This is a genomic window from Sporosarcina sp. SAFN-010 (assembly GCF_059415065.1).
The window spans coordinates 1-21,119 of sequence record NZ_JBPFDS010000022.1 but is presented as its reverse complement, the minus strand read 5'-3'; the positions used below and the strand labels follow the sequence as shown (position 1 = coordinate 21,119).

Genomic DNA, 21,119 nt, shown 5'->3' with positions numbered 1-21,119 from the left:
GGAAGGTAGTGTGACTTTGAAAAGAACAATTTGGAGAGTTATTAAATGCTCTTTCATCCTAAGTATATTTGTAGTTGGGATCATTTTTTATGCATTTAAAATAGAGCCAAAACGTTTGGTGACAAGGGAATTTAAAGTAGAGCTATCATCGGAAGGTGGAGATTCCATCAGAGTTGTTCAGTTTTCAGATGTGCATTTGGGTCCTAATTATTCATTAAAGCAGCTTGAGAATCTGGTCGAAAGAGTAAATAAGCTTGAACCTGACATCATCGCTTTCACGGGTGATTTGATAGATGTACCATCTGCCTTTGAGGGAAGGTCAGAAATAAGTGATATATTGGGTAAACTACGAAGTAGATATGGAAAATATGCTGTTTGGGGGAATCATGACTATGGAGGCGGTGGGGTTAGGTTTTATGAAAATATTATGAGCAAATCAGGATTTAAGCTACTTAAAAATCAGAATAGCGTCATCGAGCTTGATAGTGGACAAGAAATAACGATTATAGGGTTGGATGATGCGATGCTTGGACACCCGAATATTGAAAAAGCGTATACAGGTGTTGACGATCAGGGGGACAAGTTGCTATTGCTGCATGACCCGGATCTTGTAGACAACATAACGGCTGAACGTTTTGATTTGGCGTTGGCTGGTCACAGTCACGGTGGACAAGTTGTTGTTCCACTATTTGGTCCATTGGTGACACCGCCTTTGGCTAAGAAATACACAAAAGGGATGTATCAACTAGCGGAAGACAACTATTTGTATGTGAATAGTGGAATCGGCACGACGAGGATAACTGTGAGATTTTGGAATCCTCCGGAGTTATCAGTGTTTGACTTAGCTATGTAAAATTGATGCGTAGGGGGAATGGGAAATGACTATTTTAATCGCAGATGATGAGCCGCAAATGCTTAAGATACTTTCAGCATATTTTAAAAATGAAGGCTTTGATGTCCTGACGGCTAAAGACGGTCAGGAAGCATTAGATATAGTTGAGTCGGATAAGATCGAGTTGGCTATTTTAGATTGGATGATGCCGAAAATCGATGGCATAGACGTATGTAAATATATAAAGGATACTAGTCAAACTAAAGTTCTGATATTAACAGCGAAAGGTCAAAATCAAGATGAGCTAAAGGCCTTACATAATGGGGCTGATGATTATATCAGGAAGCCATTTGATCCACAAATATTGTTATTAAGGGCTAAAAAACTTATGAATAGTAGCGAGGAAATTAAAGTAAGCGATATAAGGATAATGGAGAATGAAAAAAAAGCGTACAAGCATGCAGAACAATTGCAACTTACCAAAATCGAATATGATTTGTTGCTGTTTTTCAGTAGAAATAAAGGAGTTATCCTATCAAGAGAAACGATCATTAATCGGGTTTGGGGCATGGGTTATGATGGTGATCCTAGAACAGTCGATACGCATATCCGAAGACTAAGAACTAAAATTGGTACTGATATTATCAAAACTTACAGGGGGGTAGGCTATTGTTTGGAGGTGCAGGGAGATTAAAATAGGGACCAAGTTTTCAGTTGGTGTTTCATCCATTGTAATTTGCACGTTTATATTTTTAATAGTAGCAAATATTTTCTTGGTCGACAGATATTATATATATGAGCAAAGAAAGATTTTAAACGAGGTAGCGAACGATATACGTAGTGTTCCCGAAAATAATTTTGTGAGTGACTTGGAACGCATAGAAGAGGAACACGCCGTAACTATTGTATATTCAGAAGTCAGTAGTAATTTAGATCAACTAAATGATAGCATAAAATCAAAATTTGAAATGAAGAAATTAAAGCTAAATAAATTTTGGATTACGGAAAATACGTTAAATACTTTGCAGAACAATAGTGTAAATAAAATATATGATCAAGGTGTAAGTAAATATAAAGTTTTAACGAAATTTATAAAAATAGATAATTATATTATTGCCATAGCGTTACCTTTACCTCATATGGAAGAAACGATCCAAATCATTAATCGGTTTAATATAGTGCTAATGATTGTTTCAGTAATTCTGATTATTTTTTTAGTGGTTATTCTATCTAAAAAAATTACGAAACCTTTAGAATCCTTGAAAGGACTGTCTCAGGATATAGCCAGTTTGAAATTTAGGAAAGAAGAGATTACCACCAATGATGAGATAGGCGATCTTGCAAAAAGTATAAATAGTATGAGTGAGAAATTAGAGAAAGCCCATAATGAGATCAGTGTTCAAAATAAGCGATTGAGAGAACTAATGTCAGATGTGTCCCACGAGTTAAAAACACCACTATCCATAGTGAAAGTGTATGAACAAGGTATAGTGGACGGTTTAGATGACGGAACGTACAGGGATGTAATTGAAGAGCAGATTGAGAAAATGGATTTATTGATAGGGAAGCTTTTGTTCTGGGCAGAGTTAGAAAGTAGTTCATTAAAAAAATGTGATTTTGATATAGGGAAAAGGATTATCGACACTACAGAAAAATACACGCTCATACTACACGAAAACTGTATTGATTTATCATTAAATATAGATGTGGAAAAGGAATATATTATTTGTGCTGAGCAAGAAGGGATAGATGTTGTACTCGATAATTTGGTTACCAATGCTATTAAATATACCAATGATAAGCGTATTGAAATTACGTTAACTAAAGATACTAATGGCGTGAATCTTACAATTGCTAACGGAGTTGGGGAGATAGACGAAAGTGATTTAGAAAATATATGGAGACCATTTTATGTGTTAGAAAAATCGAGAAGTAAGGAACTTTCTGGTACAGGATTGGGCTTGCCTATTATCAAGACCATTTTGGATAATCACAATCTAGATTATGGATTCAAGTTGAAAAATAATAGATTAACGTTTTTTGTCACATTCGCGTAACGCACTCCCATTACTCTAGTGGTGGAGGTGTGTTACATGAAAAAAATACTACCAGTCATGTTAATAGCTGCAATGGTAACTAGTGTTCTTGCGGGGTGTGTGAATGACAAAAGCGTACCAAGAAAAGAGGATAATACCCAAATAGCTAATCTGGATTTTAACTTTAATGTGGATCCAGAGACCCTAGCGTTGGAGGTAGAGTCCAATGGAATTGCTGAGAGGGCATCGGAACCACTGGAGAAGATGGAAGTTTCAAATTTAAAAGACAGTGGAGACACGATTACCTGGTCCTATTTAGAAAAGGATATTGATGTTGAAATTAAGAAAAGTGTTAAGTATGTAGATGTATCTATAAAATCTAGCAAAGATGAGGACAACATGTTTGCATGGCCGAAAGTGACAGGTGATGCATATATGCTCCCGTTAAATCAAGGGAAGTATATTCCAAGTAATGATTCTGTGTGGAAGGATTATTTAAGTGAAGAAAAAATGAAAGTAATTGAGGCTTTATCTATGCAGTTTTTTGCAGTCGATAAAAGTTCATATTCGCTAGTCTATATAATTAATAATCCTTATAACAGTGAACTTAATTTTAATACAGACAATAATATCGAGTTTACTTATAGTCATGAGTTTCCAGCGATAAATGAACAGAAGGACTATGGTTTTAGAATATATGTAACGGATAAAAACCCAGTAGATGTTGCAAAGACTTATAAAAATTATTTAATCGAACAAGGGGCATTCAAAACCTTGGCAGATAAGGCAGAAGAAAATAGTAATATAGAAAAACTATACGGTGCACCCCATGCTTACTTTTGGGATAGAACTGTGATTTCAGAGGAAAATATAGAGTGGGCTAAGCTGAGATACCACCTACCCGAAAAACTGAAATCATGGATTCAGGGATTATTAACTACTAAAGTTGAGGATGGATCAGAACTCTCAGCGGCCTTCGATGATTTAAATAACTTAGATTATGTAGACAAATATACTGAAAATAGAATAGTAAAAGGCTTAAGTGCCGTGATGCAACTAAAAGAATTCTATGATCCGAAAATATTTACTGAAATAGATAAAGAAACTCAAAAGCTAGTAAACAAGAAAATAGAAAATCTAAATCCTATTGAGTTGATTGACCTAAATAAAAGATTGTTTAAAAGTGAACTTGGAAATGCAGTTGACCCCATCGGGAAATGGGCAGATGCAAACACTGTCAATGTGATAAAGGATATGAAGGATTCAGGATTAGGAAACATGTGGATTGGACTGGACGACTGGCAGGAAGGATTTATTAAACCAGAATTAGTGAAAGAAGCAGAAGATCTCGGCTATTTAATAGGCACCTATGATTCTTATCATTCAATCCACGAACCAGGTAAAGAAAAGTGGGAAACCGCTAAGTTTAAGGATACCTCACTTTATGAAAATGCAACTGTAACTAATAAAGATGGGAATGAGATTGAAGGATTCCAAGGTGAAGGTAGAAAGTTGAATCCCACTCTTGCAATGCCTAGTGTAAAAGAAAGAATAACTTCGATTTTAGAAACGGGCATAAAATTCAACTCATGGTTTTTAGACACGGATGGTACTGGAGAAATCTACGATGATTATTCGCCGGAACATATTACCACTGAAAAAGAAGACATCCAAGCTAGAATAAAAAGAATGGAGTATCTGCAGAAAAAATGGAAAATGGTAGTTGGAACAGAAGGCGGCAATGATTTTGCAAACAAGACGATTGCCTTTGCTCATGGAATAGAAACGCCATCTTTTTCTTGGATGGATGAGGATATGAAAACAAATAAAGATAGTAAGTACTACGTTGGGAGATACTATTCGAGTAATGGTGGGGTTCCAGAACTGTTTTCTAAACAAATACCTATAAAGGATAAATACAAGAAATTATTTATGGATTCAAACTACACGATTCCGTTGTATAAGTTGGTTTACAACGATTCAGTGATCACAACTTATTGGTGGGGATGGGGAACCTTAAAAGTAGAAGATGAAATTACAAATAGGATGTTGTATGAGGTGCTCTATAATGTCCCTCCCTTATATCATATAGATAAACACGAGTGGAAAAAACATAAAAAAACAATCGTAAGACATTCTAATGTTTGGTCAAATTTCAGTGAAAAAGCAATAACAAAAGAAATGACAGATTTTAAAATCGTATCAGATGATAGACTTGTCCAAATGACTGAGTATGGTGAATCATTAAGTGTAGTAGCCAATTTTTCAGAAGATGAATTTAATTACCAAGGCGAGACAATACCAGGTAAATCATTATTAATCATTGATGGAAATGGTAAAACTATCTATACGCCGAAAAAGTAAGCGCGAAAACTGCAACTTTCTAAGTGTTGATTTTTACTAAGACAATTGTCCAATACATGATTTTCTTGGTAGGTTGCTTATACCAAACCTTGTTGCTAGTATTAAAAAACATATTACCTGCTTAAATGTAAGAGGTATTGGTGAAATCCAAATGAATTAAAAGGCATCGTTTACTCATTTTTTTGAGAGAACGATGCCTTTTTTTAGGTGAAAAATAATTTGTACACATAAACTATATTGAATTACTATATGGGGGAATTTATGCAACACATTAACCTAAAAGTAATGAACAAAAGCATCATGTGTATTTAAATTTACGAAGAAATGACGAAACCTTCTGTAAATAAAAGCGTATAACGGGTAAAAGGAAGGTGCTTTAATGGTGAATCCAGGACTAATAATTACACTAGTTGCATTGGTTTTTTTAATATATAGTTTACTACCCAAGAACCAAAAGAAATTAAAACGTCTGAGGAAAGAATGGGAAAATGGGACATACTTTTCTGCCAGTGAAGACGTCGAGTCTGTATCCTCATATTGGAAGAATAAGAAAGAGCACGCCGATGATTATGCAGGTGTAGATTCGTTAACTTGGAATGATTTATCTATGCAAGATGTATTTGAAAAACTTAATTACACACAAACTAGTGTAGGATCGGAGTATTTATTCAATCAACTTAGAGATATAGATCCAAGATGTAAAGATGTCCATGATAAAGAAGAACTTTATGCTTTGTTAGAGAGAGATCAAAAGTTGAGAGAAAAAGTGCTTCTGGTTTTATCCGGTCTCGGAAAACGAAACTATACAAACACGTCTTCGTATTTCTATGAGATGACTGCTCATAAAATTAAACACGCCTATCTATATATCATACTTGCTGCTATACCTATACTTTCGATTATCTTTATGTTTTTCAGTTTGAAGTATGGAGTGGCTATTCTAACCATTTCTTTTATAACGAACTTAGTGATTTACTATAGAAATAAAAAAATGTTGGAAATTGATTTACACTCGATTACATATGTATCTGCCATTGTGAACACTGGGAAAAGTTTATCTACTATTCGCCACCCCAGGATTAATATAGTTGCTGATATTTTGAAAGGAGAAGGAAAAGCTCTTGGAAAAACGGCTTTTTGGGGTAAATTACTATCCATTGGTAGCATTAAGAGCGGGGATTTTGATGTGCTGCTAGAGTATTTTAGAATAATTTTTTTACTGGATTTTATAGCATACAACCAAATTGTTAAAACAATTATCACTCATAAAAAAGCATACAAGCACTTGTGGGAGTTGATTGGTGAACTTGATGCGGCGGTCGCGGTAGCGTATTATCGGAAAACACTTGTTAGTTATACTACACCCAACTTTGAGGACGAAGAAGAAATCCGATTTGAAGACTTAGCACATCCACTTCTGAGAAAGCCAGTTACGAATACTTCAACGCTTGGGAAAAATGTGCTTATTACAGGTTCAAACGCTTCTGGAAAATCGACTTATATTAAAGCGATAGCCATTAATGCCATTCTGGCCCAAACTATTAATACGGTATTAGCTAAAAGCTGGACGATGAAACCAAGTTACATCGTCACATCTATGGCGATACAGGATAGTGTATTGGATGGAGATAGCTATTTCATTGCTGAAATTAAATCCCTTAAAAGAATTATCATGCTTAGTGAAGAAAAGAAACCGTTCATTTCATTTGTAGATGAAATATTAAAAGGAACGAATACAATTGAAAGAATTTCAGCCTCCGCTGCAATTATGGAATGGTTATCTGGAAGCCATGGTATGACATTCATTGCTTCGCATGATATTGAACTTACAGAAATTGCAGAGAATCTGTATAGCAATTATCATTTCAGAGAACGGATTGAAAATGATAAGGTATTATTTGATTATAAAGTTCATGACGGACCGTCAATTACAAGGAATGCTATAAGACTATTGGAAGTTCTTGATTATCCAGAGAGTATTACGACCAAGGCGAATCAAACGGCTCAGAATTTTACTGAAGTACGTGAATGGACGGGAATCAGTGGTGGGATAAAAGTGGATTAATCTTGAATACCTATTCCGCGCAGGTATCCGAGATAAGGTCACAGCTCTCTTTGTACCTCTCATAAATGAGGCTTTAGAAAAATGTTCACTTACATTATGACTCGTCAATACATGGGATGAGTTTCATTGAGCTCTAATAAATCCCATAAGTTTCCGTATAAATCTTTGAAAACTGCTACAGTTCCATACGATTCTTCACTGGGTTCCCGCGCGAACTCTATACCTATTGAGACCATTTCATTGTAATCTCTCCAAAAATCATCTGTCCTTAGAAATAAAAAAACGCGCCCCCCAGATTGGTTACCAATGAATTGCTCTTGCTCTGGATTTGAAGCTTTTGCTAATAGAATCGCGGAACCAGATCCTGAGGGAGATACTACTACCCAGCGCTTATCTTGCTTTGGCTGATACGTATCCTCCACTAGGTTGAATTTGAGCTTTTTTGTATAAAATTCTATCGCCTCATCATAGTCTTTAACTACCAAAGCCGTATGTAATATTGACTGTGTCATTAACATTCACCCCTTTAATAGGTTTGTAAATTCTTTCATTTCAATCAGAAACTATAAGGTATGTTTCAGTTTTTAATTGGTTTTGACCAAAGGTTTCTCGGTGTGTCGTGTAGAAATGTTTAATCTAAGTGATGATTTTACCCAATGAACAAACAGGGAGGAGGAACACGGTGATTTATATCGATCCTGATGTAGATTTGCATACGGAAGAATTTGTGCAGATCATTATTGAGTTTAGCACGAGTCCTGCCCATGTCGCCATATTATCAAATTCCTTTTTGTCATTGGAACAAGCGACAGAACAAGTCGAACAAAGCCATAGACACTTTCAAAAGGAGCTCGAGATATTATTGGAGGAAAAGCATTATCCATATACGATCATGCAACAGTATAAAAATAGTTTAAACGGTGTCGCTTTACAACTTCAAGGAATTGCTATCCAGCGTCTATTGTCCTCCCAAGTGATCAGAGCGATCTTTCCGAATCGTGAAATGAGGATTCCTGAGAACCCGATAATGTAACCCTCCATAATAAGAATCAGCCCATCTGCTTGAAAATTACGTGCAGATGGGTTTTTTTATGTCTGAAAATTAATGGATATTGAATTGAATATTCATACTATTAAAATTACCCCAATTTACAAGTCGGAAATTATTGGTACGCTTAAAGTAGAAACCTCGAATTATTTACTAGAAAAGGGAGTGGTTGAAAAAGTTTTGGTGGGTAGAACACACAAATACTCTGAGATCAGAAAGGAAGAAGATGATGAACAAACGAATGACGAAGCGTTTTACGACAGTGGCTATGTCTACATTTCTAGTTACAGCTTCATTAATAGGGACACATGCACTTCCGATCCAAGCAAAACAGAATACAAATGACGCAAGGGAACTGTTGGACAAACTAACAAAAGAACAGCGTGCGGCGATTCAAGAACTTGAAAAGGAAGTCGGATTCACAGTTCATCCGGCAATTAATCAAAAAAGCGAAGCGCCAGTAGAGCTCATTATAGAATTTAAACAAGATCCTGCAAAGGTAGCAGTGGCTAAAAGTCAGCTCCAAGAAAAACGGAGTGCTATCTCATTAAGGGATGCAAAGAACAAAGTGGAGGTGTCCCACAATGAATTTAAGAAAGCGATTAATAGTTTGGAAATGCAGCCTTACAACAAATTAGGCTCCCATTCTGTTGAAGGGACCAGCGTTGAAATCACACTAGAATATCGTGATGCGTTCAATGGAGTGGCAGTTACGATGCCTGGAACAGCAATAAAGGAAGTGCTGAAGACAGGTTTAGTGAAGAGAGTATGGAAAAACGAAGAAGTGAAGGTAGATTTACCGAAAATTAAATCAGAAACAATTGAACCCAAAATGATTGATAGCATCCCTCAAATCGGTGTAGATCGATTGCACGCAGATGGGATCACGGGTGAAGGTGTCAAAGTCGGTGTCATCGATACAGGAATCGATTACAATCACCCGGACTTAGCGAGTGCTTACAATGGCTATCAGTCTTCAGAGGGTAAGGACCCAGCTACAATTGACCCGGATAGTGTAAAAGGTTGGGATTTTGTAGAAGATGATGCGGACCCAATGGAAACAACGTATAAAGACTGGTTAAAATCTGGACAGCCTGAATTTGATCCTTATCAAAGTAGTTACTATACATCCCACGGCACACACGTTTCCGGGACGGTCGCTGGACAACAAGAAAACGATGTTGACTATGCCGTTAAAGGTGTTGCACCGGGTATCGAATTATATGGATATCGTGTCTTAGGTCCATACGGAATGGGTGACATGATTGGGGTAATGGGGGGAATCGACAAATCAGTCCGTGATGAGATGGACGTCATCAACCTCTCTCTAGGGACTGCAGTGAACGACCCGTTGTCCCCTGTTTCAATTGCTGTAAATAACGCGATGCTATCAGGTGTTGTTAGTGTTGTTGCAGCAGGGAATGCTGGGCCGAATGCACAAACAGTGGGAGCACCAGGAACTGCAGCACTCCCAATTTCTGTTGGAGCAAGTGATGTGGCACAAACCTCTCCGACGTATGCTGCAACGACTGAAGAGTCATCGTTTAGTGACGTGAGGTTATTGGCAAAAGACTTTTCGGATAAGATTGAAGAATTTCAAGGTCAATCGTACCCGCTAGTTTATGTAGGTTTTGGTGGGGAAGATGGATTTGAAGGAAAAGACGTAACGGGGAAAATTGCATTGATACAAAGAGGGCAACGTTCGTTTGATGAAAAGTTAATGAATGCAAAGAAGGCGGGTGCTAAAGCGGTAATTGTTTTCAACGATACAGAAGGTCAGATTCCTTATTACGTTGGGGAAAACACGTCATATCTACCCGCTTTCCGTGTATCCAACAAAGACGGTCTGAAATTGATAGAGTCCGCTGAGAAGAATAGCAGTCTTACATTTGGAGAACTGAACAACATCAAATCAGAAGGAGATTACTTAGCAGGATTCAGTTCAAGAGGACCTGTCGCAAGTAGCTATGACATCAAGCCAGATCTTGTTGCACCAGGGGTAGCAATTTTTTCAACTTACCCATCATACGTCAACGATCCCATTGACAATAGCTATGAAAGTGCTTATGCACGAATCCAAGGAACTTCAATGGCGGCGCCACACGTGGCGGGAGCTGCAGCACTTATCTTGCAAGAGCATCCAGATTACACGCCATTTGAAGTCAAGGCGGCATTGATGAACAGTTCAGTAGATATGAAAGAGGATTATTCAGTCTACGAAGTGGGAGCTGGGCGTATCAATGTGTACGATGCTGTATATGCGGACACAGCTGTAACTGTCGTGGATCAAATCAGCATGGTCGAAGATGATGAACCGATCACACTGGAACACGAAACAGGGTCTCTTCGATTCGGTAGTTATTATATTTCTGAAAGTGAAGCCGTTAAGAACACTAAAAAAGTCAAATTAGCTAATCATGCAGACACAGAGAAATTCTATTCGATTGAAGTGGATTTCTTACAAGCAAATGATAACCGACAAGATGCAGCTGCCAATGGGGTTGTGCTTAATGTTCCAGAGAAGATGACAGTAGCTGGCGGTAAAGTGGTGGAATTTGAAGCAGAAATTAGTGCTTCTGAAAAAGCAGCATTCGGAACGTATGAAGGATATATTCGAATTTCAGATGGTGACGGTGGGACACATCAAATTCCATTTGCACTTCGTATTTCCAGCAAAGGATTCGCTTCCATGGACTTCGATCGTCCAGCCGTTCCGAATGTGTGGAAGTATCATCCGTTCTTGCTTCCATTCATGGGTCTGAAATTGAACTTAAAAAGCCCAATGGAAAAGGTGGATCTAGTTATCAAAGACTCTAAAACAAACGAGCCGCTGGGAATAGTTGGGGCATTTTACGACTTGAAGCCGGACGTGGATTATTTTGCATCCAAAGGTTTCATGGGCAACATTTTTCCATTCACGGGAGATCCCAAGAATCCGATTGGCACTGAGAGGGTCCGCTTACCTGAAGGAGATTATCTTTATGAACTGCTTGGTACGGATAAAGATGGCGCCGAATACTCAATGGAACAAGTTGTAGTGGTCGACAACACGCCACCTGAAATGACGTCCCTAGATCACAAACCAGGGATTATTGAAGTCGATGAATCGATGTATACAAACGAATTTGGTCTCAATGCATTTTGGGTCCATACGAATATCTATGACTCAACGATTGACCTGTTGAACGGAAAAGGATTGAAATACGACCAATCTGGAAATATCGTCACTGTTTATCAAAATAACTCGTTTCCAAGTGCACTTGGGGTAGCACCAGATGGCTCAATGAGTTTTGGTGTATTGCCGGAGGAAATTGAAGCTGGCCCCGTGGAGATTGACTTAGTACCTGTAGATTTAGCATCCAATGCGGATACAAGAAGTCTTACGAGATATACAGTCATCAAAAAAGGGACGCCATACGCGTTGCAAACATACGACAAAGAGAAGTTGTATCTCGACGATCAATTTACGATGACCCTGAATTTATCACAAGTCGAAAACTTACTATCAGGTACATTTGGTGTGGAGTATGATCACGAGATCTTTAAGTTTGAAAGTCTGTCGTTAAATGATGAGTTTAAGAAGTTTGCAGATGAAAATGGTATTGAAGTTCAGTTGGATGAACCTAAGATTGATAAGAGAGATTGGTTTAACATGCTTCACGTTGGCGCCACACTTCAATCTGACGCGGAGTTCAGCGGGTTTACTGGAGACAGCCCATTCATTGACGTCACTTTTACAATGATCAGTGATGAGTATTTTGAAGGTGCAGGCGCATTAGGTGTGGAAACCCTCAAATATAAGAAACACGGTGAAACGGAACTACAAAATTTACCGGTATTTCTTGCGGATCCATTTGAAGTTGTACCAAAGCATTCGATTCTTTCAGGATTCATCACACCGGAAGCGTTTACCCATGACGGGTTTTTAGACATACAAGATTACGACAAAATGGGTGCAAAAGTATATGCAAAATCTAAAAGTGGAAAAGTCTATCATACAAAAGTAGATGAACACGGGGAATACTTCTTCTACGATATGCCCGTTTCGGAAAAAGAGTATACTGTCTACTTTGAAGTACCTGGACATTTAAACAAACAACGTACAATACGACCTGGTGTCGAGTACAATGGTGAATTCGTTGGAGAAGAATTTTGGGTAGATGCTGTAGATGCCCCTGCTGGAGATGTGAACAATGATGGCGTCATCGATATCCACGATGTCATGCGTGTTGTTGCACAATACGGTAAAAATCATCCAAGCACAGACATTAATAAGGATGGAATTGTAGATGAGACCGATATTCGCTACATTGAAAAGAATTTCTTGAAAGTCGGAGACGACGCAAAAAACAAGAAACCGCTTGAAAAACTCGGATCAAAAGGCTTAAATGATTTCTTAAAAGCGTTAGGTCTAGAACCGAGGGACTGAAAAATTAAAAGCGACATCCAATTGGCCAAAGCCTTCGGATGTCGCTTTTTTCTTATTTCATCGGCAAGTCGAACGTAACAGACTTCTCTTTGAATAATTTTTTAGCTTTGCTGTCCGTTAACGGACCAAATTGCAATCCCAGTTCTTTTAATAGGGCGAATTCGTCCTTACGGAAAAGGAAGACAGTCAAAATTTCTTCCGATTCACCGGGCTGCATATCTCCGTAGAGTGTTGGTTCCAACATTCCTTGTGATAGCATTGTGCCTCGGTTCTGATCTAACAACAACCGACTTTCCATCATAGATTTTGAAATCGCTATGCTACTGTCATTCTTTACTTGGAACTTTGCCGTCAATGCAACGAGCGGGCCGTCACCGAAATTGCGGAAGCGTTCAGCGTTTGCAGTGGTTGGCTTGACGTCAGCATATTGGACACCTTCTAGAGTAATTGAAACATCATCGATCTTTTGAGTTTCGTTGACATCTTCCTTTGCGAAAAACAGTTCCTTATCCGCAATCGTGTCTGTTACCATTTTATCGGCATAGAGTGCGGAGCTCTTCGTTGCTTTCTCAGCCCCATCTGCATTGAATGGAACTTTAAAAATGGCGTCTTTGCCGATTTGCTTATAAAAATCATCTTCTAACATCGGCATGTCAATGGTAAATGTCGGTGCTGTCAAACGCTGGTACTGGTCCTTCGTCATCGTGTAGGATTGCATTCCGGTATATTTGCCAGGAGAGTATTGGCGACCGGCTTTGTCCTTATCACCTTTTAGCCAATCAGCTCGATCGACAAGGCCAATCCGCATATATAGGTTTTCGGTACCGTCGTCGGAAAGCATCATTGTACTTGCGTTGAAAAACAAATCTTCCTCCAATTTGTTTTCGAAGCCAAGTTTGTATGTGATGACATACCCTTCGTCTTCATCTTCAAAATTGTGTTTGGCCGATTCATTCATACTTGTCACATGAGCGATCTGATATTCCTCGATGGAGATTGTCACTTCGTCCGAATAGGCATGTATCAGCTCAGGTTCGGTATTTGTATAAACAATTTCTATGTCCCCGCCTGTCTCTTCTTCCATATAGGGGTTCATGTTTTCGGAGGACCCGTTTTCCGCGCTTTCTGTCTCTTCTGCAGTTTCTTCATCGGCTTCTTCTATCTCAGTTGTTGGTTCGCTCGCATTCGTTTCAACTTTTTTCTGGGCTTCTTCACTTTTAGGTGGTTTAGCTGCCGATGCTTCCTCTTCCTTGTCTTGCGTTTTTCCGCAAGCGCTAAGTATAAGCATCGCCACCAATGTGCTGCTGACTACTAATTGTTTCAGATTCATTTCGTTGCTCTCCTTTGTAAACGTAGTTATCTAAATAATTGTACCAGTTCAATTAATGGAATAACGGACTATTTAGAAAATGAACCTTAAGTGTTTCCTTTAACAGAATCATATGTGGAAAGTCCTGGATGGAACTGGAAAAGGAATATGGAATTCAGTAACTGTTCGTTCAGAAGGGGTAGCTGTTATTAAAAAGTCATACTATAAAGGCAGAAGCCCACGAAAGAACTTATGTCTTTTCTCACATACTTAAATGTAGCAAAGAAATTCAACACAATTTCGCTGTTTAATGCGATTTGGCGGGTTGTCGGCACCTCTCTGGCTCGTGCTGACGGCGAGCATGGTGCACTGGAGACCTACAAAACCTCCTGCTGCATACATGTTTCTTAGCTTGCTTTCTCTCCGATAAGGTCTAAAATAGAAAAGTACTTTATTGGAGGAGAAACACTATATGAAAAATTTTATTCAACCTGTTTTTCAACGCTATTGGAATCCTTATGTTGTATTGCTGATTGCAGGGATTCTTAGCGCATTATACTTTGGCCTGACTTCGACAGTTTGGGCTGTCACTGGTGAATTCACTCGACTAGGGGGGGATATACTGAAACTGTTCGGGGTGGATATTTCCGGCTGGGAATATTATGACATGGTACACCTGAAAGGAACGACTTGGAGTCGTCCGGATGGCTGGATTGTCTGGGGAATGTTTATTGGTGCCTTGATGATGGTGTTATTGAGTAATAATTTCAAGATCCGTCTTCCGCAACAGAAACGCAGATATGTCCAAGGACTTGTCGGTGGAATCATTGCAGGATTTGGAGCACGGTTAGCACTGGGCTGTAACTTGGCTGCATTTTTTACAGGAGTTCCTCAGTTCTCATTTCACTCTTGGATTTTCATTGTCGCAACTGGAGTCGGAACGTTCTTTGGAGCGAAGTTGACGAAAATGCGCTGGTGGAAAGGTAAGCCGACGTTAACGCGCGGCACTGCAAAACCATCCAAAGTTAAAAAGCGCATCATCCAGCCCTATGTAGGAGTCGTAATCGCAATTGTCTACTTAGGTTTGACAATCTATTTCTTTGTAACAGGACAAAAACTGCTCGGGTTAGGTGCGCTATTCGGACTCGCATTCGGTATTCTCATTGAACGCGGTCAAATCTGCTTCACTTCGGCATTCCGTGATCTGTTCCTCGTTGGACGCAGTGTCATGGCAAAAGCAATCATTATCGGGATGGCTGTCAGTTCTGTAATAACGGTTATTATTATTTCCGTATATGACCTAACGCCAATCACTCAAATCGCAGCGCTTAGCACATTTGTCGGTGGCATATTGTTCGGTCTCGGTATTGTCATGGCTTCAGGTTGTGAAACCGGAATGATGTACCGACTCATGGAAGGACAAGTTCTGTTCTTGCCTGTATTTGCGGGCAACATCATCGGCGCAACGTTCCTTGCCTACGCATGGGATCATCTAGGTGTCTATGATGTACTCGTCAAAAGTGGAACAAAAATAAATCTGATGGACTCTTTTGGTCCAGTCGGTGCCATTCTTGCAACACTGGCCATGTTAGGCGTACTATATGCATTAACGGTTTATCGAGAAAAACGCTATCATCGCCAGTTGGCAATGAAGAGAGGAGTGAACCAACATGCAAGCTAACAAAGAAGCTGATTTCACACTCGATTTACGTGGGGAATCCTGTCCCTACCCGGTAATTTACACGCTTGAGGCACTTGAGGGCATGAACAAAGGAGAACTGTTACAAGTCATCACAGATTGCCCAGGCTCTTTCCGCAATGTCCCGGAAGAAGCAATCGCCCATGGCTACACCTTTGCACAAGATCCTATTAAAAATGGTCAAGAATACCTTTTTTATATCAATGCTTGATGTGAAATAGTGAGCTGTTTAGAAGAAATATGATGAGTGATTTAAACTATCACACAAAGAAAAAGCTGTCATCCAAAGTCATTAATTATCTTTGGATGACAGCTTTTTTGATAGGTAAAACAGGTTGCTCTATTTAATTATTTTCTCTAGCTTTCTGTGTATCCCTCACGTTTTTCTGAACCGTGATGGCTGCAAAGATACTCAAAACAAACGCCATCCCATAGAAGCCCTTTTCACTCAAAATGATACTTCCGGCATTGTATAGCCCGATTGCCATAAGCGCAATCGCTACAATGAGCGCAAACCAACTTAGTCCATAGTAAATGTTGGTGACAGGGATATCCTCGTCTTTGTCTCGCACTGCTTTTTGAAGGGAAACGGCTGCGTAAAGTCCGAATATCAAAATAGCGAAGTAGTACCCTTTTTCATTCAGCTCCATAGCGGCATTAAACAAACCAACGAGGTACGCACTGATACCGATGACGAGCGCTACCCAGGAAGCGCCTTTAAATGCTGGAGTGGGTTCTCCATCTTTTCGCTCAGTTTTTCGTTTAGGTTCATCTCTACGTTCTCTATCAAAAAAATCCTTAGAATCATTCGTCATAGAAAGTCTCTCCTCCTCTTTTCAACATCATATCCATACGTGTACCTATCGGCAACCTTTTTTGCAAGATTCCGTGATTTTGATAGATATGGGTATCTTATGCATGATGCTGTTTGTATGAGAATAGATATATTGGTATTTTATTTTAAAATAGAAATGAAAAGGTGAACCTCGCTAAACCCAAATAAATAAGTAGGGAAGAGAGGTTCACCTTTTTATACGTGTGAATTATTTCTGGTCTATGAAAACAGCGCGCATTTTTGGAACGTCTTGTTCATCTGTATCCGTATAGCTTCCATATACCGTCACTGTGGTACCGTCAGGAATCTCCGTACGTTCACCTAAGCGGATGTCGTCCACCCATAGAACATCTTCGGTAGAATCGGTAACATCTTTCTTTAATCCGAATCGACCATCTTCAACAGCAAAAACAGTCCCTTTGAAAGTGACTTTCGTGTTAGCAGGAACGTCTCCCTTTGCAATATCTTCGTACTCGACTTCAGTAGAATCAGATTTTAATCCTTCTTCTAATCCAACTTGATCATCTGCTGTTTCAGAACCCGCTTGTTCTTGCGATTCTGAAGCTGCTGATTTTTTATCAGTATCTGAAGCGTTTTCAGACTTGTCATCATTATTGCATGCAGCGAGCATTAAACCTGCTACTAGTAAAATGAATGCTTTTTTCATTTTCATCGCCTCCCTTGTTTATGATAATCAATTCTGTGTAAAAAGAAAACTGAAGACTCATGTCCGTCCTCAAAAAAAACCTGCGAAGAGCAAATCTTCACAGGGGTTGAGTTGTTATGCTTCCTTCGCTAATCTTTAATTTGCCAGAATAACTTTGCGTTCTTCGGCAATTTCCCGAATATGAAGCTGGCAAAAGGTACGAAACGATGGAAAAACCAGATGATGAGATAACAGAGAATGACCGTAATCGTATACTGCAAAACGATTGTTATATGAAATGATAGTGGTGTGCCACGCGTCGGTAAGTACTTCATCACTTGGAACAAAACGAGTGGATGCATGAGGTAGAAGCCGAACGAATAGTACGCAATGCTGCGCATCCGGTGAACGGATTTTTGACTCGACCAACGCACTAAATACTCTGCAAAGTAGAAGAAGAACAAGCTACCGATCACTTTGAACAAAATCCCAATCATTTTGTAATAACTATCATCAATTGGCAGTCGATCAAAGTACGTATTGCGATATCGGATGAACACATAGGTTAATCCGAAGAGAAGACCAGTGATTCCAGCAATCACCATCTTCTTTTTCGTCATCTTTTCAATAATGGTCTCGTAATGGACCCCTATCCAGGCACCTAGCATATACGAACCAATAAAGCTGAACATCAGAGGCACTGTTACATAGTCTGTGTTAATGGAAAACTGGAAATAGGCGTATTCTGCGAGAATCCCGAAAAGCCATAAGTACTTCCGGAAAAATGAGAATTTGCGGACCAGCATCATCAGTAAGGGGAACACTAAATAAAACTGCACAACAATGAATATGAAATAAAGCTGGTATTTACTTTCCCCAAACAAAAGTCGGTGAAGGATGTCAGACAACACAAGTGGACGATCCTGGTAATGCCACATTTCCACTTCGTAAATGAGTGACCAAACAATATAGGGAATGAGAATATACGTCACACGTTTTTTCCAATAGGAGAAAAGCACATCCTTAGTAAAAGGACGGTCTCGATACATATAGAAAAACACAATTCCCATAATCATGACGAACATTCCGCCCTCAACGCGAACAATATTATTCAGAAAAAAATAAAATGTGTTCTGAATTGAAGGGGCCGGAAACAGGTGCCGGTATTGAGCTGTAGTATGTACAAGCACAACAAATAGCATTGCAAAAAATCGCACATAGTAGATGGAAGCGATTTCTTTTTTCATCGAAAATCATTCCTTTACCGGCTTATAGTATGAACCAACTGTCAGTATACCGTAAAAATAGATCGAATTGCAAAAAAGGCCAAGTTCAGAAAGGACAGTTGCAATAGGAATTCTGCCTATCGGTATTCGTTCTCCGTAGTAATAAATAAACTAAACTCATGCACAATAAAAATAGGAAAGTAATCAACCAGTCTAATGTATCGTGAGTCGGATATTTGAGGAGCATCACTGGGAAGTAAATGATGATTAAAAGAACAAGATAAACAGATACTTTCTTGGACTTGAATAACACTTCCATATGTTCAGTTTCTCTAAATGGAAATTTCTATAGTTCCTAATGATACGTTATTCCTTGTCCAATAGAAAGGCGATTCAAGTAGTTTGAGATGAAAGTAGCAGGAACAAAAAATCCCTCAGAAGAATTAAGTCTGCAGTCTTTTTTATATTAAGTTAGGAAAAAATAACTAAAAACATTAATTCTATCGAATATAGTTGCGCTCCGATATATTGTATTGTAATCTACAAACACGAACTATAATATAGGTTTATATTAAAAATGTTCGTATAAAAGGTAACGGGGGGCTATTTTATTATGAGTAATCTTATGAGATTGAAAGTTTTTGCCGCAACACTTATTTGTGCACTAGTTCTGGCTGGCTGCTCAACTGCAACAGGGGAGACAAATGATTCGAAAGAGGACGAACAGAACGAACAGAACGACGTGCAACCAATCGCAGTCCAAGGTGCTATGGATGTTGAAATTTCCGCACTTCTCGATGAAATGAAAGACTACAAAGAAGAGCAACATGGAAACTACACATTCTACACCGGTAAGATTGCTGATACGCCCGTCGTTGTCTCAAGAACAGAAGTTGGTATGGTGCATGCCGCGGCTTCGACAACGGTATTGATCGAGAAATATAATCCGAAGGCCATTATCAACCAGGGAACGGCAGGGGGACATGATCCAGACCTTCATGTATTTGATACGGTGATTGGGACTGAAGTGATGAATATCGGAAATATGCGTACGGAACATTTAGATGACGAGCAGGGTATGAAACCTGATAAATGGCTATTCATGTCGACAGGGATGAGAGAAGATGGAGAAGAGGTCGAATACGAATCTTTCGAAAGCGACCCTGAGCTTGTAAAGATTGCGTTAAGTGTAGCGGATCAATACAAATACGGTGAAGTAGTAGAAGGGAAAGTCGGTAGTGCAGATTTCTGGAACAGAGAAATAGATCGGATTCAATGGTTCCATGAAAACGCAGGTACGAGTGTTGAAGAAATGGAAGCTGCTTCCGTCGCTCAAGTTGCTAAAGGGTTCAATGTACCGTATTTGTCGGTACGTACAGTTTCGAATTCGGAAGTCTCTGAGGACAATATAGAAGACTTGGAGACGGCAGGACAATATGGAGCAGAATATGCGGTTGACATTGTAAAAGCAATGAGCAAGTGAGTAGTTAGTTGAAAAAAAGGACCCGGAATGGGTCCTTTTTTACGTCAATTATGGATTCGTAGACCAGAGTCCTGCAGATTTCAATAGCACACGCGGGTGTAGTTTTAACTGTGCAACCATGACATCTGCTAAATCTTCCGGTTGCATTACTTTTTCCGGGTTACCATCTGTTAATTTTTCGTCAATTGCCAAGTCGGTTGCGACGGTGCTTGGTGTGAGCGCACTCACACGGATATTGTGCTTACGAACTTCGAGCATAAGTGACTCAGTAAGCCCAAGTACTCCGAACTTAGATGCGCTATATGCGCTTGTAACTGGAGCTCCTTTTTGACCGGCAGTGGATGAGATATTAATGATGTCTCCGGATTGTCTTTCAATCATTTCAGGCAAAACGGCTCTCGTCGTATAGTAAACGCCCATTAAATTGACATCAATGATATTTTTAAATTCTTCAGGAGATAGTTCCATGAATTTGCCGAACTTCCCAATTCCAGCGTTATTCACAAGAATATCAATCGGCCCAAGTTCAGTTTTAATATGTTGAACGGCAGCTGTGATAGATTCCTGATCGGATACATCCGCTGAAGCCATCGCAACATTCACGCCGTATTGACGTAATTCTTCGGCTACGCTTTCCAAGTTAGCTACGGTCTTTCCGATTAGTCCTACGTGGATACCTTCTTTTGCAAATGCTATTGCGGTAGCGCGCCCGATTCCTCGACCTGCACCAGTGATAATGGCATTCTTACCTGTAATGGGTTGCATGGATTTGCTCCTTTTCAACTGGATTTCTAACTTATTGAAGTATAGCAAATGAGAGGGGCCCATACTAAGAATACAGCTTGGCTGGAGTACCATCATCTATTTAGTGACGAACGTTTTGATGAGGTTGAATTGTGTCTCGATATCGAGAAACTCCGCTTAGTGTCAGAGAAATTTTGTTGTGTGATGGAGAATTGCACAGAACAGTAAGAGAAAACACTCAGAATGTCGGACATTCCCTACGATGTGTCGGACAACACATGAAAAACCTGGTTAACACAAAAAAAGGCTGCCGTAGCAGCCTTCAGACTGTAGACAAAAGGGATGGAAATCGATTTGATTTTCATCCCTTTTGTCTTTTTGCATCGTTGACTCTAAAAATGAA

Annotated in this window: 16 protein-coding genes; 10 read left to right on the top strand and 6 right to left on the bottom strand. The window is 39.3% G+C overall.

The window, feature by feature from the left end; genetic code table 11:
* Positions 1-118: 118 nt before the first annotated feature.
* The 5 genes from ACR65F_RS16920 to ACR65F_RS16900 all read left to right on the top strand — a co-directional run bounded on the left by ACR65F_RS16920 (position 119) and on the right by ACR65F_RS16900 (position 7,297).
* On the top strand, positions 119-853 hold the full coding sequence (locus ACR65F_RS16920; RefSeq protein ID WP_440505162.1) for a metallophosphoesterase: 735 nt from the start codon (positions 119-121) through the stop codon (positions 851-853).
* Between the two features lie 25 nt (positions 854-878).
* A complete protein-coding gene (locus ACR65F_RS16915; RefSeq protein ID WP_440505144.1) occupies positions 879-1,526 on the top strand; it encodes a response regulator transcription factor in 648 nt (215 codons plus the stop codon).
* A 79-nt stretch (positions 1,527-1,605) separates the two neighbouring features.
* On the top strand, positions 1,606-2,889 hold the full coding sequence (locus tag ACR65F_RS16910) for a sensor histidine kinase (protein ID WP_440505143.1): 1,284 nt from the start codon (positions 1,606-1,608) through the stop codon (positions 2,887-2,889).
* A gap of 36 nt (positions 2,890-2,925) precedes the next feature.
* Positions 2,926-5,232, top strand: coding sequence for a glycoside hydrolase (locus ACR65F_RS16905; protein ID WP_440505142.1), 2,307 nt, complete (start codon positions 2,926-2,928; stop codon positions 5,230-5,232).
* A gap of 379 nt (positions 5,233-5,611) precedes the next feature.
* Positions 5,612-7,297, top strand: a complete 1,686-nt coding sequence (locus ACR65F_RS16900; RefSeq protein ID WP_440505141.1) for a MutS-related protein — start codon at positions 5,612-5,614, stop codon at positions 7,295-7,297.
* Positions 7,298-7,401: 104 nt separating this feature from the next.
* On the opposite strand, the gene ACR65F_RS16895 is transcribed toward ACR65F_RS16900, so the two are convergent.
* Complete coding sequence (locus tag ACR65F_RS16895) at positions 7,402-7,809, bottom strand: VOC family protein (protein ID WP_440505140.1); 408 nt, start codon at positions 7,807-7,809, stop codon at positions 7,402-7,404.
* Positions 7,810-7,979: 170 nt separating this feature from the next.
* On the opposite strand from ACR65F_RS16895, the gene ACR65F_RS16890 reads away from it, so the two are divergent.
* Together ACR65F_RS16890 and ACR65F_RS16885 are read left to right on the top strand one after the other, a co-directional pair.
* Complete coding sequence (locus ACR65F_RS16890; RefSeq protein ID WP_440505139.1) at positions 7,980-8,330, top strand: protease inhibitor I9 family protein; 351 nt, start codon at positions 7,980-7,982, stop codon at positions 8,328-8,330.
* 241 nt (positions 8,331-8,571) lie between these two features.
* Positions 8,572-12,774 (top strand): S8 family serine peptidase, encoded by a 4,203-nt coding sequence (locus tag ACR65F_RS16885; protein ID WP_440505138.1) that lies wholly within the window; start codon positions 8,572-8,574, stop codon positions 12,772-12,774.
* Between the two features lie 52 nt (positions 12,775-12,826).
* On the opposite strand, the gene ACR65F_RS16880 is transcribed toward ACR65F_RS16885, so the two are convergent.
* Positions 12,827-14,104 carry a DUF5068 domain-containing protein gene (locus tag ACR65F_RS16880; RefSeq protein WP_440505137.1) on the bottom strand — a complete coding sequence of 426 codons (1,278 nt, stop codon included), beginning with the start codon at positions 14,102-14,104 and terminating at the stop codon, positions 12,827-12,829.
* Positions 14,105-14,555: 451 nt separating this feature from the next.
* Here ACR65F_RS16880 and yedE point away from each other — a divergent pair, with 451 nt between their 5' ends.
* Both yedE and yedF read left to right on the top strand, forming a co-directional pair.
* Entirely contained in the window at positions 14,556-15,764 is a 1,209-nt protein-coding gene (gene yedE / locus ACR65F_RS16875) for a selenium metabolism membrane protein YedE/FdhT (protein WP_440505136.1), read from the top strand.
* Complete coding sequence (gene yedF / locus ACR65F_RS16870; protein WP_039042619.1) at positions 15,754-15,993, top strand: sulfurtransferase-like selenium metabolism protein YedF; 240 nt, start codon at positions 15,754-15,756, stop codon at positions 15,991-15,993. Before yedE ends, yedF begins: the two co-directional genes overlap by 11 nt.
* A 133-nt stretch (positions 15,994-16,126) precedes the next feature.
* On the opposite strand, the gene yiaA is transcribed toward yedF, so the two are convergent.
* The 3 genes from yiaA to ACR65F_RS16855 all read right to left on the bottom strand — a co-directional run bounded on the left by yiaA (position 16,127) and on the right by ACR65F_RS16855 (position 18,510).
* Positions 16,127-16,597, bottom strand: coding sequence for an inner membrane protein YiaA (yiaA, locus tag ACR65F_RS16865; protein WP_440505135.1), 471 nt, complete (start codon positions 16,595-16,597; stop codon positions 16,127-16,129).
* A gap of 228 nt (positions 16,598-16,825) precedes the next feature.
* The gene (locus tag ACR65F_RS16860; RefSeq protein WP_440505134.1) at positions 16,826-17,284 is read right to left on the bottom strand and encodes a hypothetical protein; all 459 of its coding nucleotides are present in this window, start codon (positions 17,282-17,284) and stop codon (positions 16,826-16,828) included.
* 128 nt (positions 17,285-17,412) lie between these two features.
* Positions 17,413-18,510, bottom strand: a complete 1,098-nt coding sequence (locus ACR65F_RS16855) for an acyltransferase (protein WP_440505133.1) — start codon at positions 18,508-18,510, stop codon at positions 17,413-17,415.
* A gap of 592 nt (positions 18,511-19,102) precedes the next feature.
* Between ACR65F_RS16855 and ACR65F_RS16850 the strand changes: the two genes are divergently transcribed.
* Positions 19,103-19,972 carry a 5'-methylthioadenosine/S-adenosylhomocysteine nucleosidase gene (locus ACR65F_RS16850; RefSeq protein WP_440505132.1) on the top strand — a complete coding sequence of 290 codons (870 nt, stop codon included), beginning with the start codon at positions 19,103-19,105 and terminating at the stop codon, positions 19,970-19,972.
* A 48-nt stretch (positions 19,973-20,020) separates the two neighbouring features.
* On the opposite strand, the gene ACR65F_RS16845 is transcribed toward ACR65F_RS16850, so the two are convergent.
* Positions 20,021-20,737: a 3-ketoacyl-ACP reductase gene (locus ACR65F_RS16845; RefSeq protein WP_440505131.1), complete on the bottom strand. Its 717-nt coding sequence runs from the start codon at positions 20,735-20,737 to the stop codon at positions 20,021-20,023.
* Positions 20,738-21,119: the final 382 nt, after the last annotated feature.

What these genes read in the sequence shown, in the direction of transcription:
- ACR65F_RS16885 (WP_440505138.1), top strand. Translation starts at nt 8,572, where the DNA reads ATGATGAACAAACGAATGACGAAGCGTTTTACGACAGTGGCTATGTCT.
- ACR65F_RS16900 (WP_440505141.1), top strand. Translation starts at nt 5,612, where the DNA reads ATGGTGAATCCAGGACTAATAATTACACTAGTTGCATTGGTTTTTTTA.
- ACR65F_RS16855 (WP_440505133.1), bottom strand. Translation starts at nt 18,510, where the DNA reads ATGAAAAAAGAAATCGCTTCCATCTACTATGTGCGATTTTTTGCAATG.
- ACR65F_RS16915 (WP_440505144.1), top strand. Translation starts at nt 879, where the DNA reads ATGACTATTTTAATCGCAGATGATGAGCCGCAAATGCTTAAGATACTT.
- yedF (WP_039042619.1), top strand. Translation starts at nt 15,754, where the DNA reads ATGCAAGCTAACAAAGAAGCTGATTTCACACTCGATTTACGTGGGGAA.
- ACR65F_RS16895 (WP_440505140.1), bottom strand. Translation starts at nt 7,809, where the DNA reads ATGACACAGTCAATATTACATACGGCTTTGGTAGTTAAAGACTATGAT.
- ACR65F_RS16905 (WP_440505142.1), top strand. Translation starts at nt 2,926, where the DNA reads ATGAAAAAAATACTACCAGTCATGTTAATAGCTGCAATGGTAACTAGT.
- ACR65F_RS16850 (WP_440505132.1), top strand. Translation starts at nt 19,103, where the DNA reads ATGAGTAATCTTATGAGATTGAAAGTTTTTGCCGCAACACTTATTTGT.
- ACR65F_RS16880 (WP_440505137.1), bottom strand. Translation starts at nt 14,104, where the DNA reads ATGAATCTGAAACAATTAGTAGTCAGCAGCACATTGGTGGCGATGCTT.
- yiaA (WP_440505135.1), bottom strand. Translation starts at nt 16,597, where the DNA reads ATGACGAATGATTCTAAGGATTTTTTTGATAGAGAACGTAGAGATGAA.
- ACR65F_RS16845 (WP_440505131.1), bottom strand. Translation starts at nt 20,737, where the DNA reads ATGCAACCCATTACAGGTAAGAATGCCATTATCACTGGTGCAGGTCGA.
- ACR65F_RS16860 (WP_440505134.1), bottom strand. Translation starts at nt 17,284, where the DNA reads ATGAAAAAAGCATTCATTTTACTAGTAGCAGGTTTAATGCTCGCTGCA.
- yedE (WP_440505136.1), top strand. Translation starts at nt 14,556, where the DNA reads ATGAAAAATTTTATTCAACCTGTTTTTCAACGCTATTGGAATCCTTAT.